We start from the raw sequence: 19216 nt of genomic DNA on the forward strand, positions 1-19216 counted from the left end.
CCATGCTAGGCTCGGCGGCATCATGGGTACAGCTCCAGACGCAGGCCAGTCCAATGGATACAGATCCGCGTACTCCCCCGGCCCCGCCGCGCTACCAGCGCCTGTCCGATGAACTGGCCGAGGCCATCCACGGCGGTCGCCTGCCGGTCGGCAGCCGCCTGCCCTCGCTGCGGCAGATGGCCGCGCAGCGCAAGCTCAGCTTGAACACTGTCATCGCCGCCTACCGGCAGCTGGAAGATGCAGGCCTGGTGGTACCACGGCCGAAGGCCGGTTTCGAGGTGGCACCGCGCCTGTCGGTGCCGCAGCGTTCGCTACGCGATGCACCTTCGGCGCCGACCGCACCGCTGCAGCAGGTGTTGATGGCGCGCGTGCTCGAAGCACAGCGACGCCCCGGGGTGATCGACCTGGCCTTCGCCGGGCCACGTGGGCGGCAGTTCTATCCCGGCGCGCAGCTGGCCCGGCATACCGCACAGGTACTGCGCCACGGCCAGCAGACGGTGGAGACCTATGCGCGCCCGAACGGCTCGCCGCGCCTGCTGGCGCAGATCGTACGGCGCGGCCCGCGGCTGGGCCTGCACACCCATGCCGATCGCCTGCTGCTGACCCACGGCGCGATGGAAGCGCTGCAGCTGGCCCTGCGCGCGGTGACCGAACCCGGTGCCGCCGTAGGCATCGAGGCGCCGTCCTACTTCAACCTGTACCCACTGCTGGCCAACCTCGGCCTGCAGGCCATCGAACTGCCCACCCATCCGCAGCACGGGCTGGATGTGGATGCGCTGGAATCGCTGCTGGAACACACACCGCTGGCCGCGCTGGTGGTGATGCCCACCGTGCACAACCCGCTGGGCTGCACCATGCCCACGGCCGCCAAGCAGCGCCTGGCCGAGCTGGTCAACGCACGCCAACTGCCATTGATCGAGGATGCGGTGTACGCCGAGCTGCAGTTCTGCGAACCGCCCGCCCCCCTGCTGAAGGCGTTTGATCGCGATGGCTGGGTGATGGTGGTCGGCGGTTTCTCCAAGACGCTGGCACCGGACTACCGCATCGGCTGGCTCGATGGCGGCCGTTTCGCCGAGCGCATCGCCCTGCTGAAATTCCAGTCGACCGGCGGTGAACCGCAGCTGCTCGGCGATGCCGTTGCGGCTTACCTGGAAGCGGGCAGCTACGAACATCATCTGCACCGCATGCGCCGGCTGTACCGCGAACAGGTCGGACGCCTGCGCCAGCTGGTGGCCGAGCACTTCCCCGCTGGCACCCGCGCCACCGAGCCGCAGGGCGGCTTCCTGCTGTGGCTGGAGCTGCCGGGCGTGGACACCCGCGAACTGTTCGAGCGGGCGCTGGCGGAGGACATCGTGTTCATGCCCGGTCAGGTGTATTCGCGCGGCGCGCGCTACCGGCATTGCCTGCGGCTGTCGTGCTGCCAGGCGCTGGATGCACGCTTCATCAGCGCGGTGGAACGGCTGGGCGCGATCGCGCGGGAGTTATCTGCACGCTCTGCCCTGTAGAGCCGAGCCTGCGCTCGGCTGCGTTTCATCCGGATCCGGTGCCGAGCCGAGCATGGGCTCGGCTCTGCAGGAAGCAGATCAATCGCACAGGTGCACTGCGAGTCGCTCACCATCCGCGCCCGGCAGGTGCGGCAACCGCCCCCAGCACGGCATCGGCAGGCGCTGCTGCAGCGTGGCGATGTTCTCGTCCTGGCGCTGCATGGTGGGATCGATGTGGTTGCCGATCCAGCCCAGGCATTCCACGCCGCTGGCCTGCAGCGACTGCGCGGTCAGCCGCGCGTGGTTCACACAGCCCAGGCGCATGCCCACCACCAGCAGCACCGGCAACCGCAGTGCGCGCACCAGATCCAGCTGGTCCAGCGTGGCCGACACCGGCGCCAGCCAGCCGCCCACGCCTTCCACCACCACCACGTCGGCCTGCGCCCGCAGCCGCTCGAATGCGGCCACGATCGGCGCCAGCTGCACGTGCACGCCATCCTCGGCGGCGGCCAGTTCCGGCGCCAGCGGCTGCCGCAGCGCATAGGGGTTCAGGTCGGCGTAGTCCGGCACCGGCCGGCTGGCCGCCTGCAGCGCCAGCGCATCCTCGTTGCGCAGGCCCTGGCCCAGATCCCGGCTGCCGCTGGCTACCGGCTTCATGCCCACCGCACGCAGCCCACGCCGGCGCAGCGCGAACAGCAGCGCCGTACTGGTGGCGGTCTTGCCGATTTCGGTATCGGTACCGGTGACGAACAACGCCGGAGGCAGCGTGGCGGGCAGGTGCATCAAGGGCTCCAGGCATGCAACAGAGCGTGCATTATCGCTGGTCCCGTGCGCTTGCTAGACTGCAGGCATGTTCGCCAACGCCTCGCTCACCGGCAGCAAGCCGGAACAATACGCCCAGCTGCTGGAACAGGCCCGTGGCCTGGTCTACGGCGAGTCCGACCGCATCGCCAACGCGGCCAACCTCTCCGCACTGGTCTACCACGCCCTGCCCGACCTGAACTGGGTGGGTTTCTACCTGTACGACGGCAAGGAGCTGGTGGTCGGCCCCTTCCAGGGCCTGCCGGCCTGCGTGCGCATTCCGCTGGACAAGGGCGTGTGCGGTGCTGCCGCCAGCCAGCGCATCACCCAGCGCGTGGAAGATGTCGATGCCTTCCCCGGCCACATCGCCTGCGATTCGGCCTCGCGCTCGGAACTGGTGGTGCCGCTGCTGCGCGGTGAGGAACTGATCGGCGTGTTCGACATCGACAGCCCGAAGGTGGGCCGCTTCGATGCCGAGGACCAGGCCGGGCTGGAAGCCATCGCCCGCGTGTTCGTCGAGGCCCTGGGATGAGCGCACCGAAGCTGCGCAACATCGGCCCGAAGAGCGCGGCGTGGCTGCGCCAGGTCGGCCTGCGCAGCCGCGAGGACCTGGCCGCGCTCGGCGCGGTCGGGGCCTTCGTCAAGGTCAAGCGCGCCGGCTTCAAGCCCAGCCTGAACCTGCTCTATTCGCTGGAAGGCGCGCTGCTGGACTGCCACTGGCAGGAGCTGGGCGAAGCCCAGCGCGAGGCGCTGGTGCAGGATTACGAAGCACGCATTGCCGCACAGCCGTTGAAGGCGGCCGGCCCGGCATCGGGCCCGGTGCATGAGCAGCGCTTCGATACCGAAGAGGATGGCGAAGACCGCTTCGCCGAAGATTAAGGCCGCCGCGCTGCGCACTCGCCGGGCATGGCCCGGCGAGTGCGCTTACGGCTGCTGCAGTTCCAGCAGTTCGCCGACCAGGCCCACTTCGCCGCGTTCCAGCCGCACCCGCAGGCGCGTGCCATGGTCGATGCGCAGTGCCCAGCACAGCGAGAGGGGCAGGCCGCAGACCTGCGACAGCACCATCCGCAACGGCCCACCGTGGCTGACCACCACCGTAGGCACGGGATCATCGTCATCCAGCAGGCGATCCAGCGCGCGCGCGATGCGGCGCTCGAAGTGGCCCCAGCTTTCGCCATTGGGCGGCGGGAAAGCGTGCGGATCGGCGTGGAAGGCGGCCAGCGCATCTTCTGGCAGCTCGAACAGCGACTGCCCGTCCCAATCGCCGAAATCCAGTTCTTCCCACTCTTCGTCCGCGTCCACATCCAGCCCGCGCGGGGTGGCCAGGGCCATCGCCGTATGCAGCGAGCGCAGACGCGGCGAGCTGATCACCCGCTGCCAGTCATGCCCGGCATAGGCGTCGACCAGTTCCTGCGGCAGGCGGGCCAGCTGCGGCGGATCGCTGCGTCCATCGAGGAATTCGTCGCGGCCATTGCCGGCGTGACGGACCAGATCAAGGATCATGCGTGCGTCCTGTGCAGGCAACGCGGGAACAGCGGAAAACGGGGGGACATCGGCAACGGCACCACGGGATCGAGGGGATATTCTAAGGGCAGAGCAAAGGCAGTCGAGCAAGCTCGACTCTACCGGCCGGCCGGGATGCCGTAGACTGCGCGCACTTCCAGGTGACCTGCGGCCATGGCCGGCAGGTTGAAACGGGAAGCCGGTGACGCGTGGCAACACGCCAGGCCGGCGCTGCCCCCGCAACGGTAAGCACGTCTGTTCCAGGCAATACCGCCACTGTGCCATCGGCATGGGAAGGCGCCTGGACGGTGGCCTCGCGCCACCTGGCTGCAAGCCCGGAGACCGGCCCGGAAGCCTCAGGTCGCGATGCGGTGGGCATGGCGCTGGATGACCGCGGTGCTGCCGCGGCTTCGGCGCCTGCCTGCGTTCGCGGCTCCTCCCCTTCGCCACGCGGGCGTGCGTGGCACCCGGAGCCCTCCCGATGAAACTGCAGTCCCGAATGCTGTCCCTGGCCGTGCTGGCCGCCCTGCCCGCCCTGGCCCATGCGCAGGCCAGCGATGACACCGCCGCGCTGGACCAGGTGCTGGTCACCGCCACCCGCACCCCCATCGCCCTGCAGGACAGCATCGCCCCGGCGCAGGTGATCGACCGCGCACAGATCGAATCCAGCCAGGCCACCTCGCTGCAGGAACTGCTGGCCGGCCGCGCGGGCATCAACCTCACCAACGCCGGTGGCCTCGGCAAGCAGAGTTCTTTGTTCCTGCGCGGCACCAACTCCTCGCACACCGTGGTGCTGGTCGATGGCGTGCGCATCAACAGCGCCGACCTCGGCCTGGCGATGTACCAGGACCTGCCGCTGGCGCAGATCGAACGCGTGGAGATCGTGCGTGGGCCGCAGTCGAGCCTGTACGGCGCCGATGCCATCGGTGGCGTCATCCAGATCTTCACCCGCCGCAATGCAGGTGGTTTCAGCCCGCACTTCCAGCTTGGCGGCGGCAGCAACGGCCTGCGCGAAGCCAGCGGCGGCATCGGTGGCAGCGGCGAACGTGGCTGGTTCGGTGCCGACATCGCCTACCAGCACACCGACGGCATCAACGCCTGCCGTGGTTCGGCCACGCTGTTCACCGGCTGCTATGCCGATGAGCCTGATCGCGATGGCTACCGCAACCTGTCCAAGAGCCTGCGCGGCGGCTACACCTTCAACGAGCAGTGGAGCGTGGAAGGCAGCGCCCTGCGCGCCGAAGGCGAGAACCACTACGACGGCTACTACAACTATTCGGAAACGCTGCAGCAGGTGATGTCCGGCAAGGTGCGCTACACCCCGTCCGAGCGCCTGGCCTTCACCGCCAGCGTCGGCCGCAGCGACAACGAATCGGACAACTACGGTGATTTCGGTGCATTCGGCAGCGCGCAGACGCACCGCGACAGTGCATCGCTGCAGGCGGACATCGGCCTGGCCGAGGGCCAGCTGCTGAGCACCGGCGTCGACTGGAGCGAGGACAACCTGGATGGCAGCAGCGCGGGTTATCTGGTCGACAGCCGCCGCAACACCGGCGTGTTCGTGCAGTACCAGGGCCGTTTCGGCCGCCACCAGCTGCAGGTGAGCGCACGCAATGATGACAACGCGCAGTTCGGCAACCACGCCACCGGCAGCCTCGGCTGGGCGATGGACCTGGGCCACGGCCTGCGCGTGAATGCCAGCTACGGCACCGCGTTCAAGGCACCGACCTTCAGCGACCTGTATGACCCGTGGAGCGGCGTGCCGACGCTGGACCCGGAGAAGTCGAAGAGCGCCAACATCGGCCTGTCGCAGCATGGCCAGGGCTGGCACTGGGGCGTGGACGTGTACGAAACCCGCATCGATGACCTGATCACCTACGATGCGGCGACCTTCATGATGCAGCAGGTCGAGAAGGCGCGGATCCGCGGTGCCGAACTGACCGCAGGCGTGGTGCTGGTCGGCTTCGACATCAATGGCCAGCTGAGCTACACCGATCCGCGCAACCGCACCGCTGGCAGTGCCCAGTTCGACAACTGGCTGCCGCGCCGCGCGCAGCAGACCGCGCGCCTGGACGTGGACCGCCGCTTCGGTGATGTCCGCGCCGGGCTGACCGTGCAGGGCGCGGGCAAGCGCTACGACGATGCCAGCAACACGGTGAAGCTGGGTGGGTACGGCACCCTGGATCTGCGCGTGGAATACGCGCTGACGCCAACGTGGTCGCTGCTGGCGCGCGCGGCCAATGTGTTCGACCGCCGCTACGAGACCGTGGCGTGGTTCAACCAGCCGGGCCGCGAATACCAGCTGAGCGTGCGTTACCAGCCGAAGTAACGGGCTTCGGCATCGACGCATGGCGTCGTTCTGCTGTAGAGCCGAGCCCATGCTCGGCTGGGCATCCAGTTCGTGGCGTCGAGCGTGCTCGGCTGCGCGGTTCGCGCCGAAAGCAGCCGGGCGTAGGCTCGGCTCTACAGGGCCGCATCAGCAGCAACGGGGTGCCGGCCAGCGGCCGGCACTACCCAGTGCGTCAGCGCTGCAGCCCGGGCAGTTCACGCAGGTCGTCGATCACGGCCACGGCGTGTGCCTTTTCCAGGTCCAGGCCACGCGGGTAGCCGTAGCGCACCAGTGCGATCGGCATGCCCGCGTCCTCGGCGGCACGGTAGTCGGTAAGCGAATCACCGACCATCAGGCAGGCGTCGACTGCCAGCCCGAAGTGCGCGGCGATATGCCGCAGCGGTTCGCCACTGGGCTTGCGCTGCGGCAGCGAATCGCCGCCCAGCACCAGCGAAAATGCATCGCCAATGCCCAGGTGCTGCAGCAGCGGCGGCACCAGCGCGGCCGGCTTGTTGGTGCAGATGGCCAGCGGCACGCCACGCGTGCGCAGCAGGGCCAGCGCTTCGGGCACGCCGTCGAACAGGCGCGGGCTGCGCAGCAGGCACTCACGGTAATGCACCATGAACGTCGGCATCACCTCGGCCAGATCGATGTCACGACCGGCGGCGTGCACCGCCTGCTCCACCAGCCGACGCACGCCATCGCCGATCCAGCCCAGCACGGTGGCTTCAGGCACGCGGGCCAGGCCGATGTCTTCCAGCGTGCGGTTCAGTGCTTCGGCGATATCAGCCGCACTGTCCACCAGCGTGCCGTCCAGATCAAACACCACCAACGAATAGGGATACGACAACGGACGACACCTGTACGACGCGGGCCGTCCATTGTACGCCCTCCCTGCAACCCCGCCGCCTCAACCGATCCGGCGTGCACGCGTGGCCAGGAACGTGGGCAGGTAGCGGTCGATCAGGAAGCGCGGGCGTGGTTGCCAGTCTTCCATGAAGCGTTCGACCACGAAGCCGGCATCGAGCTGGCCACCGATCAGTTCGCCCAGGCTGTGGCCGAAGGTCAGCGCTTCGCCGCGCGCCAGCTTGGCTTCGCGCTCGTCGGCGGGCAGGTCTTCCAGGTCCGAATACGGAATGGCAAAACGCGGGCGTATCAGCCCCTGTTCCTGCAGCTGCGGATCACGCGCACCGACAAACACCACCGGGTTGTAGAAGCTGGCCAGCAGCAGCCCATCGCTGGCCAGCACCCGCTGGCACTCGGCCCAGACCGGGCGCACATCGGGCACGTACAGATTGGAAATGGGATGGAACACCACATCGAAGCTGCCATCGGCGAAGGCATGCAGGTCGCGCATGTCGCCCTGCACGGTGCGCAGTGACAGACCCTCGCGCTGGGCCACGCTGCGGTCCTGCGCCAGCTGGCCGTCGGACAGATCGAACACGGTGACCACCGCGCCCGCAGCGGCCAGTACGGGGGCCTGCTGGCCGCCGGCCGAGGCTAGGCAGAGGATGCGGCGGCCGCGCACATCGCCCAGCCAGTCCAGCGGCAGCGCGCAGGGCGTCAGGTGTACCTGCCAGCGGCCCTGGCGGGCGGCGGCGATGGTCCCGGCATCAACGGGGCGTGACCAGTCGCATGCCTCGCGTGCCTGCCGGTCCCACGCCGCGCGGTTGTGGTCGAGCAGTGCCTGTCCATGGTTCATGTGTCCTCCTTGATCGCTGGGCGCCAATCCAGATCCTGGAAGTCCGGGCTGGCAAAACACTCGGCCAGGAAATCCAGGAACCGCCGCATGATAGCGGGCTGCTGTCGACGCGATGCGTACACGGCATGAATGCCCAGCTCGTCCAGTTCATAGGCCGGCAGCAGCTGCACCAGTTCGCCCGAACGCAGCAGCGGTGCCACCTGGTAGGTCGGCAGCATGGCGATGCCGGCGCCGGCGCGCACTGCTTCCAGCAGCAGCGAGGCTTCGTTGGCACTGATGTTGCCGCCCACCGCCACCGACAGCGCGCGGCCGTCGCGGTGCAGCTGCCACAGGCTCTTTCCCACGTAATGATGGGTGAGGCAGTTGTGCGCGGGCAGCTGTTCCGGCGCGCTGGGCGTGCCATGCGCCTGCAGGTAGGCCGGCGTGGCGCACAGCACCGAGCGGCAGGTGGCCAGGCGCCTCGCAATCAGGCTCGGGTCGATCTGGCGCGCGATGCGCACCGCCAGGTCCACGCGCTCCTCCACCAGGTTGACCATGCGGTCGACCAGCAACAGCTCGATGCGCGCCGCCGGGTGGCGCTGCACGAAGGCGGCCACCGCACGGGCCAGATGGCTCTGCCCGAACGACACGCTGGCGGTGATGCGCAGGGTGCCGTGCGGCTCGGGATCGTCGCTGGCCAGTTCGCCCTGCAGTTCCTCGCCGATGGCCAGCATCTGCCGGAAGCGCGCCAGCGCGGCTTCACCGGCGCCGGTCAGGCTGATCCGCCGCGTGGTCCGGTGCAGCAGGCGCGCGCCCAGCCAGCCCTCCACTTCGGCCAGGTAGCGGCTGACCATGGCGCGGGACATGTCCAGCACCTCGGCGGCGGCGGTCAGGCTGCCGCGCTCGGCCACTTCGACGAACACGGTCATGGCGGTCAATCGGTCCATCTGCTCGATCCATGCAACAAACAAGCGCGTTATACGCTGTTTTTCGATCAACTGCAGCGGCCTACAGTGGCCTCGTTCCCACCCCATTCCGCCCCAAGGAGTCCTGCCATGAAGATTGCCCTCATCGGTGCCACCGGCAACATCGGCCGCCAGATCGCCCGCCACGCGCTTGCCAACGGCCACCAGGTCACGGCCGTGGTCCGCAGTGAAAAGGACCTGCCGGCCGAACTGGCCGGTGCCCAGCTGGCCATCGCCGCGCTGGACGACACCGACGCACTGGCTGCGGTCATTGCCGGCCACGATGTACTGGCCAGCGCCTACGGCCCGCGCCCCGGCGATGACATCGCCCAGATCGCCACCGTGGCCGACCAGCTGGTCGCCGCCGCACGCCAGGCCAGGGTGCCGCGCGTGGTGGTGGTCGGTGGTGCCGGCAGCCTGGAAATCGCGCCGGGCGTGCAGCTGGTCGACACCCCGGATTTCCCGGCCGCCTACAAGCCCTACGCACTGGCCGCGCGTGAAGCACTGAAGCGCCTGCAGGCCGTGGATGACCTGGACTGGACCTTCTTCTCGCCGGCCGCGGAAATCGGCCCGGGCGACGAGCGTGGCCAGTACCGCGTGCAGGCGAAGACCTTCCTCGCCGATGCCAGCGGCCACAGTCGCATCAGCTACGCCGATTACGGTGCCGCCTTCGTGGCCGAGCTGGAAGCGGCGAAGTACCCGAAGCAGATCATCACTGCGGCGTATTGATGACGTCTGCGACGTCGTAGAGTCGAGCTTGCTCGACTGCCCAGGTATCCCGTCGAGCAAGCTCGACGCTACGAGGATTCGTTGATGCGTACTGCTGCCCTGCTGCTTCCCCTCGCGCTGGCTGCGGGTTTCGCCAGTGCACCGCTGCTGGCTGCGCCGGCCGCGCCCGCTGCCGCCACCTCGGCGAAACACTCACAGCTGCACCTGCAGACCTTCCATCCCGGCCCGCAGGCGATGTTCTCCGTGTCATCGGTGCTGATCGAAGGCCGCCATGAGGCGATCCTGGTCGATGCGCAGTTCGCCGCCAGCGATGCGCGTGCAGTGGTCGAAAAGATCCGCGCCAGCGGCAAGCAGCTGACCACGATCTACATCAGCCACGGCGATCCGGATTACTACTTCGGCCTGGCCACGCTGCAGGATGCCTTCCCGCAGGCACGCATCGTCGCCACCGCGCAGACCGTCGCCCATATCGAGCAGACCCAGGCCGTCAAGCTGGCGTACTGGGGCCCGAAGATGGGGGCTGATGTGCCCGCGCGCATCGTCGTGCCGCAGGTGCTGGACGGCGATGCGCTGCAGCTGGAAGGCCAACGCCTGCCGCTGATCGGCCTGGAGGGTCCGACCCCGGGCCGCACGGTGCTGTGGGTGCCGTCGCTGCGTGCGATCGTCGGCGGCATTCCGGTGGTGGCCGGTGAGCACGTGTGGATGGCCGATACGCAGACGCCGCAGTCGCATGCCGATTGGCTGCAGACGCTGCAGCGGCTGCAGGCACTGAAGCCGGAGGTGGTGGTGCCGGGTCATTACGCACCGGGTGCGGCGCTGGATGCGAGCGCGCTGCGGTTTACGGCGGACTACATCCGTGCCTTCGATGTGGAAGCGGCGAAGGCGAAGGACGGTGCGGCACTGGTGCAGGCGATGCGGGCGCGCTACCCCACCCTGGCAGGCGTGGAATCGCTGGAGCTGAGTGCGAAGGTGGCCAAGGGCGAGATGCAGTGGCCATAAGGTAGGTGGTTTCTTTTTGCAGGGCTGCGCCCTGCACCCGCCGAAGCAAGGTCAAGATCAACAGCTGAGCATCTTTGGGTTGGCGGGGTGGGTCCGGTTGCGGGGGACGCCGTGAATCCGTCCATGGAGGCTCGGTCGCGCCATCCATGGCGCTCACGCCCCCGCAACCGGACCCACCCCGCCTTCGACAGTTTCCCGCGATCTGTCGGAACAGCACGGGGTCGGATCCCGTTGCTGCGCAACGGGCTCTGACCCCATCGCTACAAGGCAGTAGATCCACGCCATGCGTGGATGCTTCTGTAGCGTCGAGCCGTGCTCGACTGCCTCAATCGAACAACTCGCCCTGCACCACCGGTTCCTTATCGCGGAATCCGCCCAGACCGACACCGACCAGGCGGTAGCGGGTGTCGGCGGGAAGGTCGACGCGTGCGCGCAGGGACAGGGCGATGTCGCGCAGTTCCTGCAGCGATTCCGGGGGGCGGTCGGGGGTGTAGCTGCGGGTAAGGATGCGGAACTGGGCGGTTTTCAGTTTCAGCACCACGGTGTGGCCGATGCGTTCGGTCTTCCGTGTGGCATGCCAGGTCTTCTCGGCCAACTGCACGATGGCCTCGCCCAGGTCTTCCAGCAGCAGGTCTTCGGCGAAGGTGTCCTCGGAGGAAATCGACTGCACCTGCTGGTCCGGTTCCACCGGCCGCTCGTCGATGCCGCGCGCGCGGTTGTAGAGGCTGCGACCAAAGCTGCCGAAATTCTCTTCCAGGTCCGGCAGCGTCCAGTTGCGCAGGTCACCACAGGTGAGGATGCCGCGCTCGGCCAGCTTGCCTTCCATCACCTTGCCCACGCCCGGCACGCTCTTCACCGGCAGGGTCAGCAGGAACGCATCCACGCGTTGCGGCGGAATGACGAACTGGCCATCGGGCTTGCGCCAGTCCGAGGCGATCTTGGCCAGGAACTTGTTCGGCGCGATGCCGGCTGAAGCAGTCAGGTTCGTCTCTTCGCGGATCTGCGCGCGGATGGTGCGGGCGATTTCCGTGGCCAGTTCGATGCCGCTCTTGGGCGCGGTCACGTCCAGGTAGGCCTCGTCCAGCGACAGCGGCTCGACCAGGTCGGTATGGCGCAGGAAGATCTCGCGCACCTGGCGTGACACCGCTTTGTAACGCGCGAAATCCGGCGGCACGAAGATCGCGTCCGGGCACAGGCGCTCGGCGCGCAGTGCCGGCATGGCCGAGCGCACGCCGAACACGCGCGCCTCGTAGGAGGCCGCGCACACCACCGAACGGGCACCGCGCCAGGCCACCACCACCGGCTTGCCGCGCAGCGATGGATCGTCGCGCTGCTCCACCGACGCGTAGAAGGCGTCCATGTCGACGTGGATGATCTTGCGCAGTGCGTTCATGGTTGGCCGACATGATAACCGCACCGTACCTGTCCAGACGGCAAAGTATGGTCGTTGTGCATCAACGGGATGCGTGATTCCCGGGGAAAACACTACGCACGCGTACGGTGCGGCGGTTTGATTCCCGTTGCAACCGTCGTGCATCCTCGGGGACTTGTTGCCTCGTTTTCGCCTCCAGGATTGCGCTTTCCATGACTCGTCTCCACGCGTTCAACCGCGACCAGCTGCTGGCCAGCGCCCGCGGTGAACTGTTCGGCGCCGCCGCCGGCCGTCTGCCCAACGACCCGATGCTGATGTTCGACCGCATCACCGACATCCGCGAGGACGGCGGACCGCATGGCAAGGGCATGGTGCGTGCCGAACTGGATATCCGCCCGGACCTGTGGTTCTTCGGCTGCCACTTCATCGGCGACCCGGTGATGCCCGGCTGCCTGGGCCTGGATGCCATGTGGCAGCTGACCGGCTTCTACCTGACCTGGCTGGGTGCGCCCGGCAAGGGCCGCGCCCTGGGCTGTGGCGAAGTGAAGTTCACCGGCCAGGTGCTGCCGGAAGCCAAGCTCGTGCGTTATGAGATCGACATCAGCCGCGTCATCAACCGCAAGCTGGTGATGGCCCAGGCCGATGCCCGCATGTACGTGGACGACCGCGAGATCTACAACGCCCGCGACCTGCGCGTGGGCCTGTTCACTGAAACCGGGAGCTTCTGATGCGTCGCGTCGTCATCACCGGCATGGGCATCACCTCGTGCCTGGGCAATGATCTGGATACCGTTTCCTCGGCGCTGCGCGAAGGCCGCGCCGGTATCACCGCCCTGCCCGACCACGCCGAAGCCGGCCTGCGCAGCCAGATCGGCGGCCGCGTGGACCTGGACCTGGATGCGCAGATCGACCGCAAGCAGAAGCGCTTCATGAGCGATGCGGCTGCGTTTGCCTACATCGCCATGCGCGATGCGATCGCCGATGCCGGCCTGTCGCCGGAACAGGTGAGTGCGCTGCGCACCGGCCTGATCGCCGGTTCCGGCGGTGGCTCCAGCGAATGGCAGGTGGGTGCGGTTGACCTGCTGCGTGCCCGTGGCGTGCGCAAGGTCGGCCCGTACATGGTGCCGCGCACGATGTGCTCCACCGTGTCGGCCTGCCTGGCCACCGCGTTCCAGATCAAGGGCGTCAGCTACTCGCTGTCGGCCGCCTGCGCGACCTCGGCGCACTGCATCGGCGCGGCTGCCGACATGATCCGCCACGGCGCACAGGACATCATGTTCGCCGGTGGCGGCGAAGACCTGCACTGGTCGATGAGCGTGATGTTCGATGCGATGGGCGCGCTGTCGACCAGCTTCAACGACACCCCGGCCAGCGCCTCGCGTCCGTACGACAAGGACCGCGACGGCTTCGTCATTGCCGGTGGCGGCGGCATGCTGGTGCTGGAAGACTACGACCACGCCGTGGCCCGCGGCGCGCGCATTCATGCCGAGCTGATCGGCTACGGCGTGACCTCCGACGGTGCCGACATGGTGGCTCCGTCCGGTGAGGGCGCGGTGCGCTGCATGAAGATGGCGCTGCAGAACGTCGACCGTCCGCTGGATTACCTCAACACCCACGGCACCTCGACGCCGCTGGGCGACGTGACCGAGCTGGGCGCGATCCGCGAAGTGTTCGGCGATGCGGTGCCGCCGCTGTCGTCGACCAAGGCGCTGTCGGGCCACTCGCTCGGCGCGGCCAGCGTGCACGAGGCGATCTACTGCCTGCTGATGATGCGCGATGGTTTCGTGGCCGGTTCGGCCAACATCACCGAGCTGGACCCGGCGGTGGAAGGCTTCCCGATCCTGCGCGAGAGCCGCGAGCAGAAGCTGGATACAGTGATGTCCAACAGCTTCGGTTTCGGTGGTACGAACGCAGCCCTGGTGTTCGGCCGCGTTTGATTGAAAGGCGTGCCGACCAACGGTCGGCACCCACCCGTCAAGGCGTAGAGTCGAGCTTGCTCGACTGTGCCAACCAAGGTTGGCACCTACCAGAGCGGTGGAGCGTGCCAACCAAGGTTGGCACCCACCGGTTATTCCGGTAGCAGCGGCACCAGCAGCGCGTGTGCATCCACCAGCGAGCCGACGATGCGGTGGCCCAGTGCGCGCAGGGCTTCATCCGGAGGCACCAGGTCCGGCACCTGGATCACGGTCATGCCCGCGGCCACCGCGGCGCGCGTGCCGGCCGGTGAATCCTCCAGCGCCAGGCAGCGTTCGGGTGCTTTCCCCAACCGCTGCGCGGCCAGCAGATAGATATCCGGCGCCGGCTTGGGATGGGCGACATCACCACTGGTGATGACCGCATCGAAGTACGGCAGCAGGCCGGCCGCGGCCAACTTGCGGTTGGCCCGCGGCTGCCGCGTGGTGGTGGCCACGGCACGCGGAATGCCGTGCACCTTCAGCAGTGCCAGCAGCTGCAGGATGCCCGGCCGCAACGGCAGGCCGGTCTGCGTGCGCGCCTCGTAGAGGTCGTGGCAGCGCGCGGCCATCGCCTCGATCATCGCATCCGATACGCCCTGCCCGCGCAGCAGCGCCTGGCTGTCACGGTCGCCGAGGCCGACCATGCGCACGAAGAACGTCGCGTCCAGCGGCAGTCCCAACTCAGCGGCCGCCTCGCTCCAGCAGGCGATGGACACCCGCTCGCTGTCGATCATCAGGCCGTCCATGTCGAAGATGACGGCCTCCGGCAGGAACGGCAGCGCAGTGATGGCGGTCATGGAGCGAACAGCGTGTCCAGGTCGGTGGCGGCCAACATCCGCCATTGGCCTTCGTCCAGCCCCTGCAGGTCCAGGCCGCCCACGCGGCTGCGGTGCAGGGCCTGCACGTGGTTGCCGGTGGCGGCGAACATGCGGCGTACCTGGTGGTAGCGGCCTTCGTGCAGCACCAGGCGCGCCTTGCGCGGGCCCAGCACCTCCAGTTCAGCCGGCAGCAGCGGCGTCTTCTCCGCTTCCAGCATCAGCGTGCCGCTGGCGAACTGCGCCACTTCATCGCCGCGCAGGTCTTCGGCCAGTTCCACCTCATAGACCTTGGGCAGCTTCGACTTGGGCGAGATGATCCGGTGCAGCAGGCCACCATCGTCGGTCAGCAGCAGCAGGCCGCTGGTCTCGCGGTCCAGGCGGCCGACGGTGGACAGCACCGGGTCACGGTCGCGGAAACGCGGCGGCAGCAGATCGTAGATCAGTCGGCCGGTGTCCTTGGTCGAACAGGTGTAGCCAGCCGGCTTGTACAGCGCCAGCGACAGGCCCGGCGGCGGGTCCAGCGGTTCTCCATCAACCCGGATCGCCTCGTGCGGCACCTGGTCATCGGCATACAGGACTTCACCGTCGGCATCGGTGATGCGACCTTCGCGGAACATCCACTGCACCTGCTTGCGGCTGCCATAGCCGAGGTTGGCGATGTGCTTGACCAGCTTCACTTGCCCTTCCCCTTCACCGCTTCGACCAGCTTGAAGCCATCGCGCTCGGCGACCACGCGTACCGCGCCGAAGCTGTCGTTGAGGGTGTGTTCGTAGGGCAGGTGGCGGTTGGCCACCACGTACAGGCGACCGCCCGGGCACAGCGCCTGCGCGGCCACGGCGATGAAGCGCTGGCCGATGTCGGGACGGTCGGCGCGCGAGGGCGTGTGGAACGGCGGGTTGCTGATGATGACGTCGTAACCCGGCTCGATGCCGGCGGTGACGTCGCGCCACAGGAAACGCAGCGGCAGCGCGCGCGGCGGCGGCGCCAGGTTCAGCTCAGCCAGGGCCAGCGCACGCTGTTCGGCCTCGTACAGGTCCAGCGCAGTGATCTTCGGGCAGCGTTCCAGCAGTTCGCGCGACAGATAGCCATAGCCGGCGCCGAGATCGGCGGCGCGACCGGCCAGGTCGCCCGGCAGGTGCTCGGCCAGCAGCGCCGAGGCCGGGTCGATGCGGTCCCAGGCAAACACGCCCGGGCGGCTGAGGAAGCGGCCGCCGACGATCGGTCGCACCACATCCAGCGCGCTCCAGCGCTTGGCCAGGTCGGCATCGTGCTGGCCCTGCAGCGGCGCGGTCCAGTACACGCGGCAGTGGTTCTTGGTCAGGCAGCCGCCGAGGCCGGTCAGCTGCTTGAGGTCGCCTTCGCCGGAACGGGCGCCCTCGTTGTTGGACTGGCAGGCGACGATGCGGCCGCCCTCGGCCACCAGCGCCAGGGCGCGGGCAAACAGGGCGCGGGCTTCCTCACGCTGGCGCGGCGGCAGCACCAGCACCAGCGGATAGCGGCCCTTGCCGGCGGCGTCGTCGATCTGGCCGCTGACGGTCCAGCCATTGGCCTGCTGCAGCGGCCCGGCAAACGGGGCGAAGCTCTGCTCGCAGTGCACCTCGCGGTTGCCGGCGATCTCGCGCAACGGCCAGCCGTCGCGGGCACGCAGGAAGGCCACCGGGCCCTCGGGCCAGCGCAGGGCACCGGAACTGAACGGCAGGAACAGGGTCTGCAGGGGGGCGTCGTCGCTGGAGGCCATCGGCGCAGGTACTTCAAGCTTGGGGCCGACCATTGTACCGGCTTGGCCGGGTCGGCCCCGGCGGGCCGATTTGCGAAACTTCAACGGGCTGTTGATGTGCCGACAACATCAAAGCGTTCAGGGTAAGGGCTCCCCCAGCAAACCCCAGGAGAACCCGCATGCGCGCCTTGTTCGTCGGTGGAGTGGTCGACAACAGTGAAATGGACCTGGAAGGCAGCCATCCGCCCGTGCACTATCCGGAAGACACTGGTGGTGGCCACTCGCGTTACCGCCTGCACCAGGTCGGCCATGGCGCCGATGGCAGCGTGGCCTATGCGGTCTACGGTGCGCCGGATCTGGCCGATGCGGAGGTCGCCCGGGTAGCCGACGAACGCGCCTATGCGCGGCGGTTCGAGGCAACACCGACCGTGTTCGAGCATTGACGTCCTTGTAGCGCCCGAGCCCATGCTCGGGCGGCGGCGCAGCCGGCAGCCGAGCATGGGCTCGGCGCTACATCCGATCAAGGCACCTTCGGCGGCAGCCGGCTGACGCTGGCGATCTCATCCAGCCAGACATGATGCTGCTGTACCGGGTTGTCGTAGTCGTCCAGGCGCAGCTGGCCATTGCTGCCTTCATCGCCCGCTTCGTTGCGGTACTGCTGCAGGGTCGGGCGCACGGCCACGGTGCCGAGCAGGCGGCGGCCATCGTGCAGGGTCACCTGCACCTGCCATTCCCCCCCCAGCTGCGGCAACAGGGCTTCCAGGCGCGCGATCTGCGCCGGGTCGGTATGGATACGCGGAGCAATACGGGACATCGGTGAACCTCCTTGCCGGGCAGGTTCGCCGATCGGTCGTGAATGCTCAGTGCAATGGCGGGGTGCTGGCACGCATGGGGCGTACGCTGCGCACCGCCGACACCAGCTGGGCCACCGAGTACGGCTTGGCCACATGTTCCTGGAAGCCCGAGGCCAGCGCGCGGCGGCGATCATCGGCACGGGCCAGCGCGGTCACCGCTACCGCCGGCAGGTCGGTCGCCTCCACGCCCATGTCCTCGCGCAGCGTGCGCACCAGGCCATAGCCATCCATGCCCGGCATGCCGATGTCGGTGAGCATCACGTGGTACTGCAGGTGGCCGCTGTCAGCCAGCAGGGCCAGCGCTTCACCGGCCGAACCGACCGCCGAGACGCTGGCGCCCTGCTCTTCCAGCATGCGCCGCAGGTACTCCAGCACTTCCGGCTGGTCTTCCACGGCCAGCAGGTGCAGGCCGCGCAGCGGGTACGGCTCGACCACCGTCGGTTCCAGGATCGGCCCGCTGAACACCTCGCGCAGCGGACGGCGGTCGGCATCGGGAATGTACTGCGGCAGGCGCACGGTGAACGTCGAGCCATGGCCATGGCCCTCGCTGGCCGCACTGACCGTGCCGCCGTGCAGTTCCACCAGCTGCTGCACGATGGCCAGGCCCAGGCCCAGCCCGCCATGGCGGCGCGTGGTGGTGCCATCGGCCTGGCGGAAACGGCTGAACAGGTGGTGCAGGAATTCGGGCGCGATGCCATCGCCGGTATCGCGCAGGGTCATCGTCCAGTAAGCACCGTCGGCGCGCAGCTGCGCTTCGATGCGGCCTTCGGCCGGGGTGAACTTGATGGCGTTGGAGAGCAGGTTCCAGAACACCTGCTGCAGTCGCGTGGCATCGCCCAGCACCAGGCAGGGCTGCTCGGGCAGCTGCAGGGTGACGTCCAGCGCCTTGCCCTCTGCCACTGGTTCCTGTGCGCCGATCGCCTCGGTCAACTGCGCGCCCAGGTCCAGCACTTCCACTTCCAGCTGCACCTTGCCCAGCAGCATGCTGCTCAGGTCCAGCATGTCCGAGATCAGGCGCTTCTGTGCTGCCGCACTGCTGGCGATCACGTTCAGACCCTTGTACAGCGGGCTGGTGTTGTCCACCCGCTGCAGCAGCAGTTCACTCCAGCCCAGGATGGTGGTCAGCGGCGTGCGCAGTTCGTGCGACAGCGTGGCGAGGAATTCGTCCTTCAGCCGTGCCATGTTTTCGGCGGCACTGCGCGCGGCCCGTTCGGACTGCAGCAGCTCCTCGCGGGCCAGTTCGATCTCGCGCCGCTCGGTCACGTCCGGGCTGCTGTCGGCCAGGCCGATGAAGCGGCCCATGCGCGAGAAGCGCGGCCGCGCGTTCATTTCCAGCCAGCGCCACTGTCCATCGGCGCGCTGCGCGCGCACCAGCGCATGCATGGACCGCTGCGCCTTCAGCGCTTCCTGCAGCTCGTATTCAAATACCGAGGCATCATCGGGATGCACCAGGCCGCGCCAGACGTCTTCCGGCACGCGGGTCTCGTCGCCACCGAAGAATTCGCTGAAGGCACTGTTGACGAAACGGGCATGGCCACGCTCATCCAGCACCCAGACCGGCATCGGCAATCCGTCGGCCAGGGCGCTGAAGCGCGCCTCGCTTTCACCCAGTTCCACTTCAATCTGCTTGCGCGCGGTGACGTCGAAGAACAGGATGCCCACCTTGTCCTCGCCCGGCTCCCCCACGCGCACGGCATCCACCGCGAACGAACGGCCCAGCGCGCGCGCATCCATCTCGAACTGCGCCGGCTGGCCGGTCCGCGCCACTTCACCGTAGATGCGGAACCAGTCACGTTCATGCTGCGGTTCCAGCACCGTCATGCGCTTGCCCTTGGCGCCCTTGAGGCCGGTATGGCGCTCGAAGGCCTCATTGACCTCCAGGAAGCGGTAGTCCACCGCCTGCTCACCTTCGAACATGACGTGGATCACGCAGAAGCCAGCATTGATGTGCTCAAGCACGCCGTGATGCAGGTCGGGTTCGGGCGCCGACGCCATCATGGGCGCGCGCTC

At 68.2% G+C, this 19216-nt stretch carries 20 protein-coding genes and 1 riboswitch; of the genes, 9 read left to right on the forward strand and 11 right to left on the reverse strand.

From position 1 onward, the window contains the following. Window positions 1-53: 53 nt before the first annotated feature. Complete coding sequence (locus VER16_RS09620) at window positions 54-1505, forward strand: PLP-dependent aminotransferase family protein (protein ID WP_324807564.1); 1452 nt, start codon at window positions 54-56, stop codon at window positions 1503-1505. Window positions 1506-1583: 78 nt separating this feature from the next. Here the strand turns inward: VER16_RS09620 and bioD are convergent, their stop codons facing one another. Further along, the gene (gene bioD / locus VER16_RS09625; protein WP_324807566.1) at window positions 1584-2267 is read right to left on the reverse strand and encodes a dethiobiotin synthase; all 684 of its coding nucleotides are present in this window, start codon (window positions 2265-2267) and stop codon (window positions 1584-1586) included. A gap of 67 nt (window positions 2268-2334) precedes the next feature. Between bioD and VER16_RS09630 the strand changes: the two genes are divergently transcribed. Beyond that, a complete protein-coding gene (locus tag VER16_RS09630) occupies window positions 2335-2817 on the forward strand; it encodes a GAF domain-containing protein (RefSeq protein ID WP_324807568.1) in 483 nt (160 codons plus the stop codon). Then, window positions 2814-3164, forward strand: coding sequence for a TfoX/Sxy family protein (locus VER16_RS09635; RefSeq protein WP_324807570.1), 351 nt, complete (start codon window positions 2814-2816; stop codon window positions 3162-3164). The genes VER16_RS09630 and VER16_RS09635 overlap by 4 nt, the downstream gene beginning before the upstream one ends. Before the next feature lie 45 nt (window positions 3165-3209). Here VER16_RS09635 and VER16_RS09640 read toward each other — a convergent pair whose 3' ends face one another. Beyond that, entirely contained in the window at window positions 3210-3788 is a 579-nt protein-coding gene (locus VER16_RS09640; RefSeq protein ID WP_324807572.1) for a histidine phosphatase family protein, read from the reverse strand. Between the two features lie 142 nt (window positions 3789-3930). Further along, window positions 3931-4153: riboswitch (cobalamin riboswitch) on the forward strand. A 116-nt stretch (window positions 4154-4269) separates the two neighbouring features. On the opposite strand from VER16_RS09640, the gene btuB reads away from it, so the two are divergent. Further along, the gene (gene btuB, locus VER16_RS09645) at window positions 4270-6117 is read left to right on the forward strand and encodes a TonB-dependent vitamin B12 receptor (protein WP_324807574.1); all 1848 of its coding nucleotides are present in this window, start codon (window positions 4270-4272) and stop codon (window positions 6115-6117) included. A gap of 193 nt (window positions 6118-6310) precedes the next feature. Here btuB and gph read toward each other — a convergent pair whose 3' ends face one another. The 3 genes from gph to VER16_RS09660 are packed head-to-tail and all read right to left on the reverse strand — an operon-like array spanning window position 6311 to window position 8745. Then, window positions 6311-6967: a phosphoglycolate phosphatase gene (gene gph, locus VER16_RS09650; protein WP_324807576.1), complete on the reverse strand. Its 657-nt coding sequence runs from the start codon at window positions 6965-6967 to the stop codon at window positions 6311-6313. Window positions 6968-7027: 60 nt separating this feature from the next. Continuing rightward, a complete protein-coding gene (locus VER16_RS09655) occupies window positions 7028-7819 on the reverse strand; it encodes a class I SAM-dependent methyltransferase (RefSeq protein ID WP_324807578.1) in 792 nt (263 codons plus the stop codon). Beyond that, the gene (locus VER16_RS09660; RefSeq protein WP_324807581.1) at window positions 7816-8745 is read right to left on the reverse strand and encodes a LysR family transcriptional regulator; all 930 of its coding nucleotides are present in this window, start codon (window positions 8743-8745) and stop codon (window positions 7816-7818) included. Before VER16_RS09660 ends, VER16_RS09655 begins: the two co-directional genes overlap by 4 nt. Window positions 8746-8853: 108 nt before the next feature. Between VER16_RS09660 and VER16_RS09665 the strand changes: the two genes are divergently transcribed. Both VER16_RS09665 and VER16_RS09670 read left to right on the forward strand, forming a co-directional pair. Continuing rightward, window positions 8854-9492, forward strand: a complete 639-nt coding sequence (locus VER16_RS09665; protein ID WP_324807583.1) for an NAD(P)-dependent oxidoreductase — start codon at window positions 8854-8856, stop codon at window positions 9490-9492. Window positions 9493-9576: 84 nt separating this feature from the next. Further along, window positions 9577-10491, forward strand: coding sequence for an MBL fold metallo-hydrolase (locus VER16_RS09670; RefSeq protein ID WP_324807585.1), 915 nt, complete (start codon window positions 9577-9579; stop codon window positions 10489-10491). Between the two features lie 325 nt (window positions 10492-10816). Here VER16_RS09670 and dinB read toward each other — a convergent pair whose 3' ends face one another. After that, a complete protein-coding gene (dinB, locus tag VER16_RS09675; RefSeq protein WP_324807587.1) occupies window positions 10817-11884 on the reverse strand; it encodes a DNA polymerase IV in 1068 nt (355 codons plus the stop codon). A 191-nt stretch (window positions 11885-12075) separates the two neighbouring features. Here dinB and fabA point away from each other — a divergent pair, with 191 nt between their 5' ends. Beyond that, window positions 12076-12591 (forward strand): 3-hydroxyacyl-[acyl-carrier-protein] dehydratase FabA, encoded by a 516-nt coding sequence (gene fabA / locus VER16_RS09680; protein ID WP_324807588.1) that lies wholly within the window; start codon window positions 12076-12078, stop codon window positions 12589-12591. Further along, window positions 12591-13799 (forward strand): beta-ketoacyl-ACP synthase I, encoded by a 1209-nt coding sequence (gene fabB / locus VER16_RS09685; protein WP_079220497.1) that lies wholly within the window; start codon window positions 12591-12593, stop codon window positions 13797-13799. The genes fabA and fabB overlap by 1 nt, the downstream gene beginning before the upstream one ends. A 131-nt stretch (window positions 13800-13930) precedes the next feature. Here the strand turns inward: fabB and VER16_RS09690 are convergent, their stop codons facing one another. The 3 genes from VER16_RS09690 to VER16_RS09700 are packed head-to-tail and all read right to left on the reverse strand — an operon-like array spanning window position 13931 to window position 16373. Next, window positions 13931-14614, reverse strand: coding sequence for an HAD family phosphatase (locus tag VER16_RS09690; RefSeq protein WP_324807589.1), 684 nt, complete (start codon window positions 14612-14614; stop codon window positions 13931-13933). Further along, the gene (locus VER16_RS09695) at window positions 14611-15312 is read right to left on the reverse strand and encodes a pseudouridine synthase (RefSeq protein WP_324807591.1); all 702 of its coding nucleotides are present in this window, start codon (window positions 15310-15312) and stop codon (window positions 14611-14613) included. Before VER16_RS09695 ends, VER16_RS09690 begins: the two co-directional genes overlap by 4 nt. Continuing rightward, entirely contained in the window at window positions 15309-16373 is a 1065-nt protein-coding gene (locus VER16_RS09700) for a class I SAM-dependent methyltransferase (RefSeq protein ID WP_324807593.1), read from the reverse strand. Before VER16_RS09700 ends, VER16_RS09695 begins: the two co-directional genes overlap by 4 nt. Before the next feature lie 158 nt (window positions 16374-16531). Between VER16_RS09700 and VER16_RS09705 the strand changes: the two genes are divergently transcribed. Then, window positions 16532-16795 carry a hypothetical protein gene (locus VER16_RS09705; RefSeq protein WP_324807595.1) on the forward strand — a complete coding sequence of 88 codons (264 nt, stop codon included), beginning with the start codon at window positions 16532-16534 and terminating at the stop codon, window positions 16793-16795. A gap of 77 nt (window positions 16796-16872) precedes the next feature. On the opposite strand, the gene VER16_RS09710 is transcribed toward VER16_RS09705, so the two are convergent. After that, on the reverse strand, window positions 16873-17166 hold the full coding sequence (locus tag VER16_RS09710) for a DUF3247 family protein (protein WP_324807597.1): 294 nt from the start codon (window positions 17164-17166) through the stop codon (window positions 16873-16875). Between the two features lie 46 nt (window positions 17167-17212). Then, on the reverse strand, window positions 17213-19204 hold the full coding sequence (locus VER16_RS09715; protein ID WP_324807599.1) for an ATP-binding protein: 1992 nt from the start codon (window positions 19202-19204) through the stop codon (window positions 17213-17215). Window positions 19205-19216: the final 12 nt, after the last annotated feature.

It is taken from the genome of Stenotrophomonas sp. (assembly GCF_035634915.1).
Lineage (GTDB): Bacteria > Pseudomonadota > Gammaproteobacteria > Xanthomonadales > Xanthomonadaceae > Stenotrophomonas.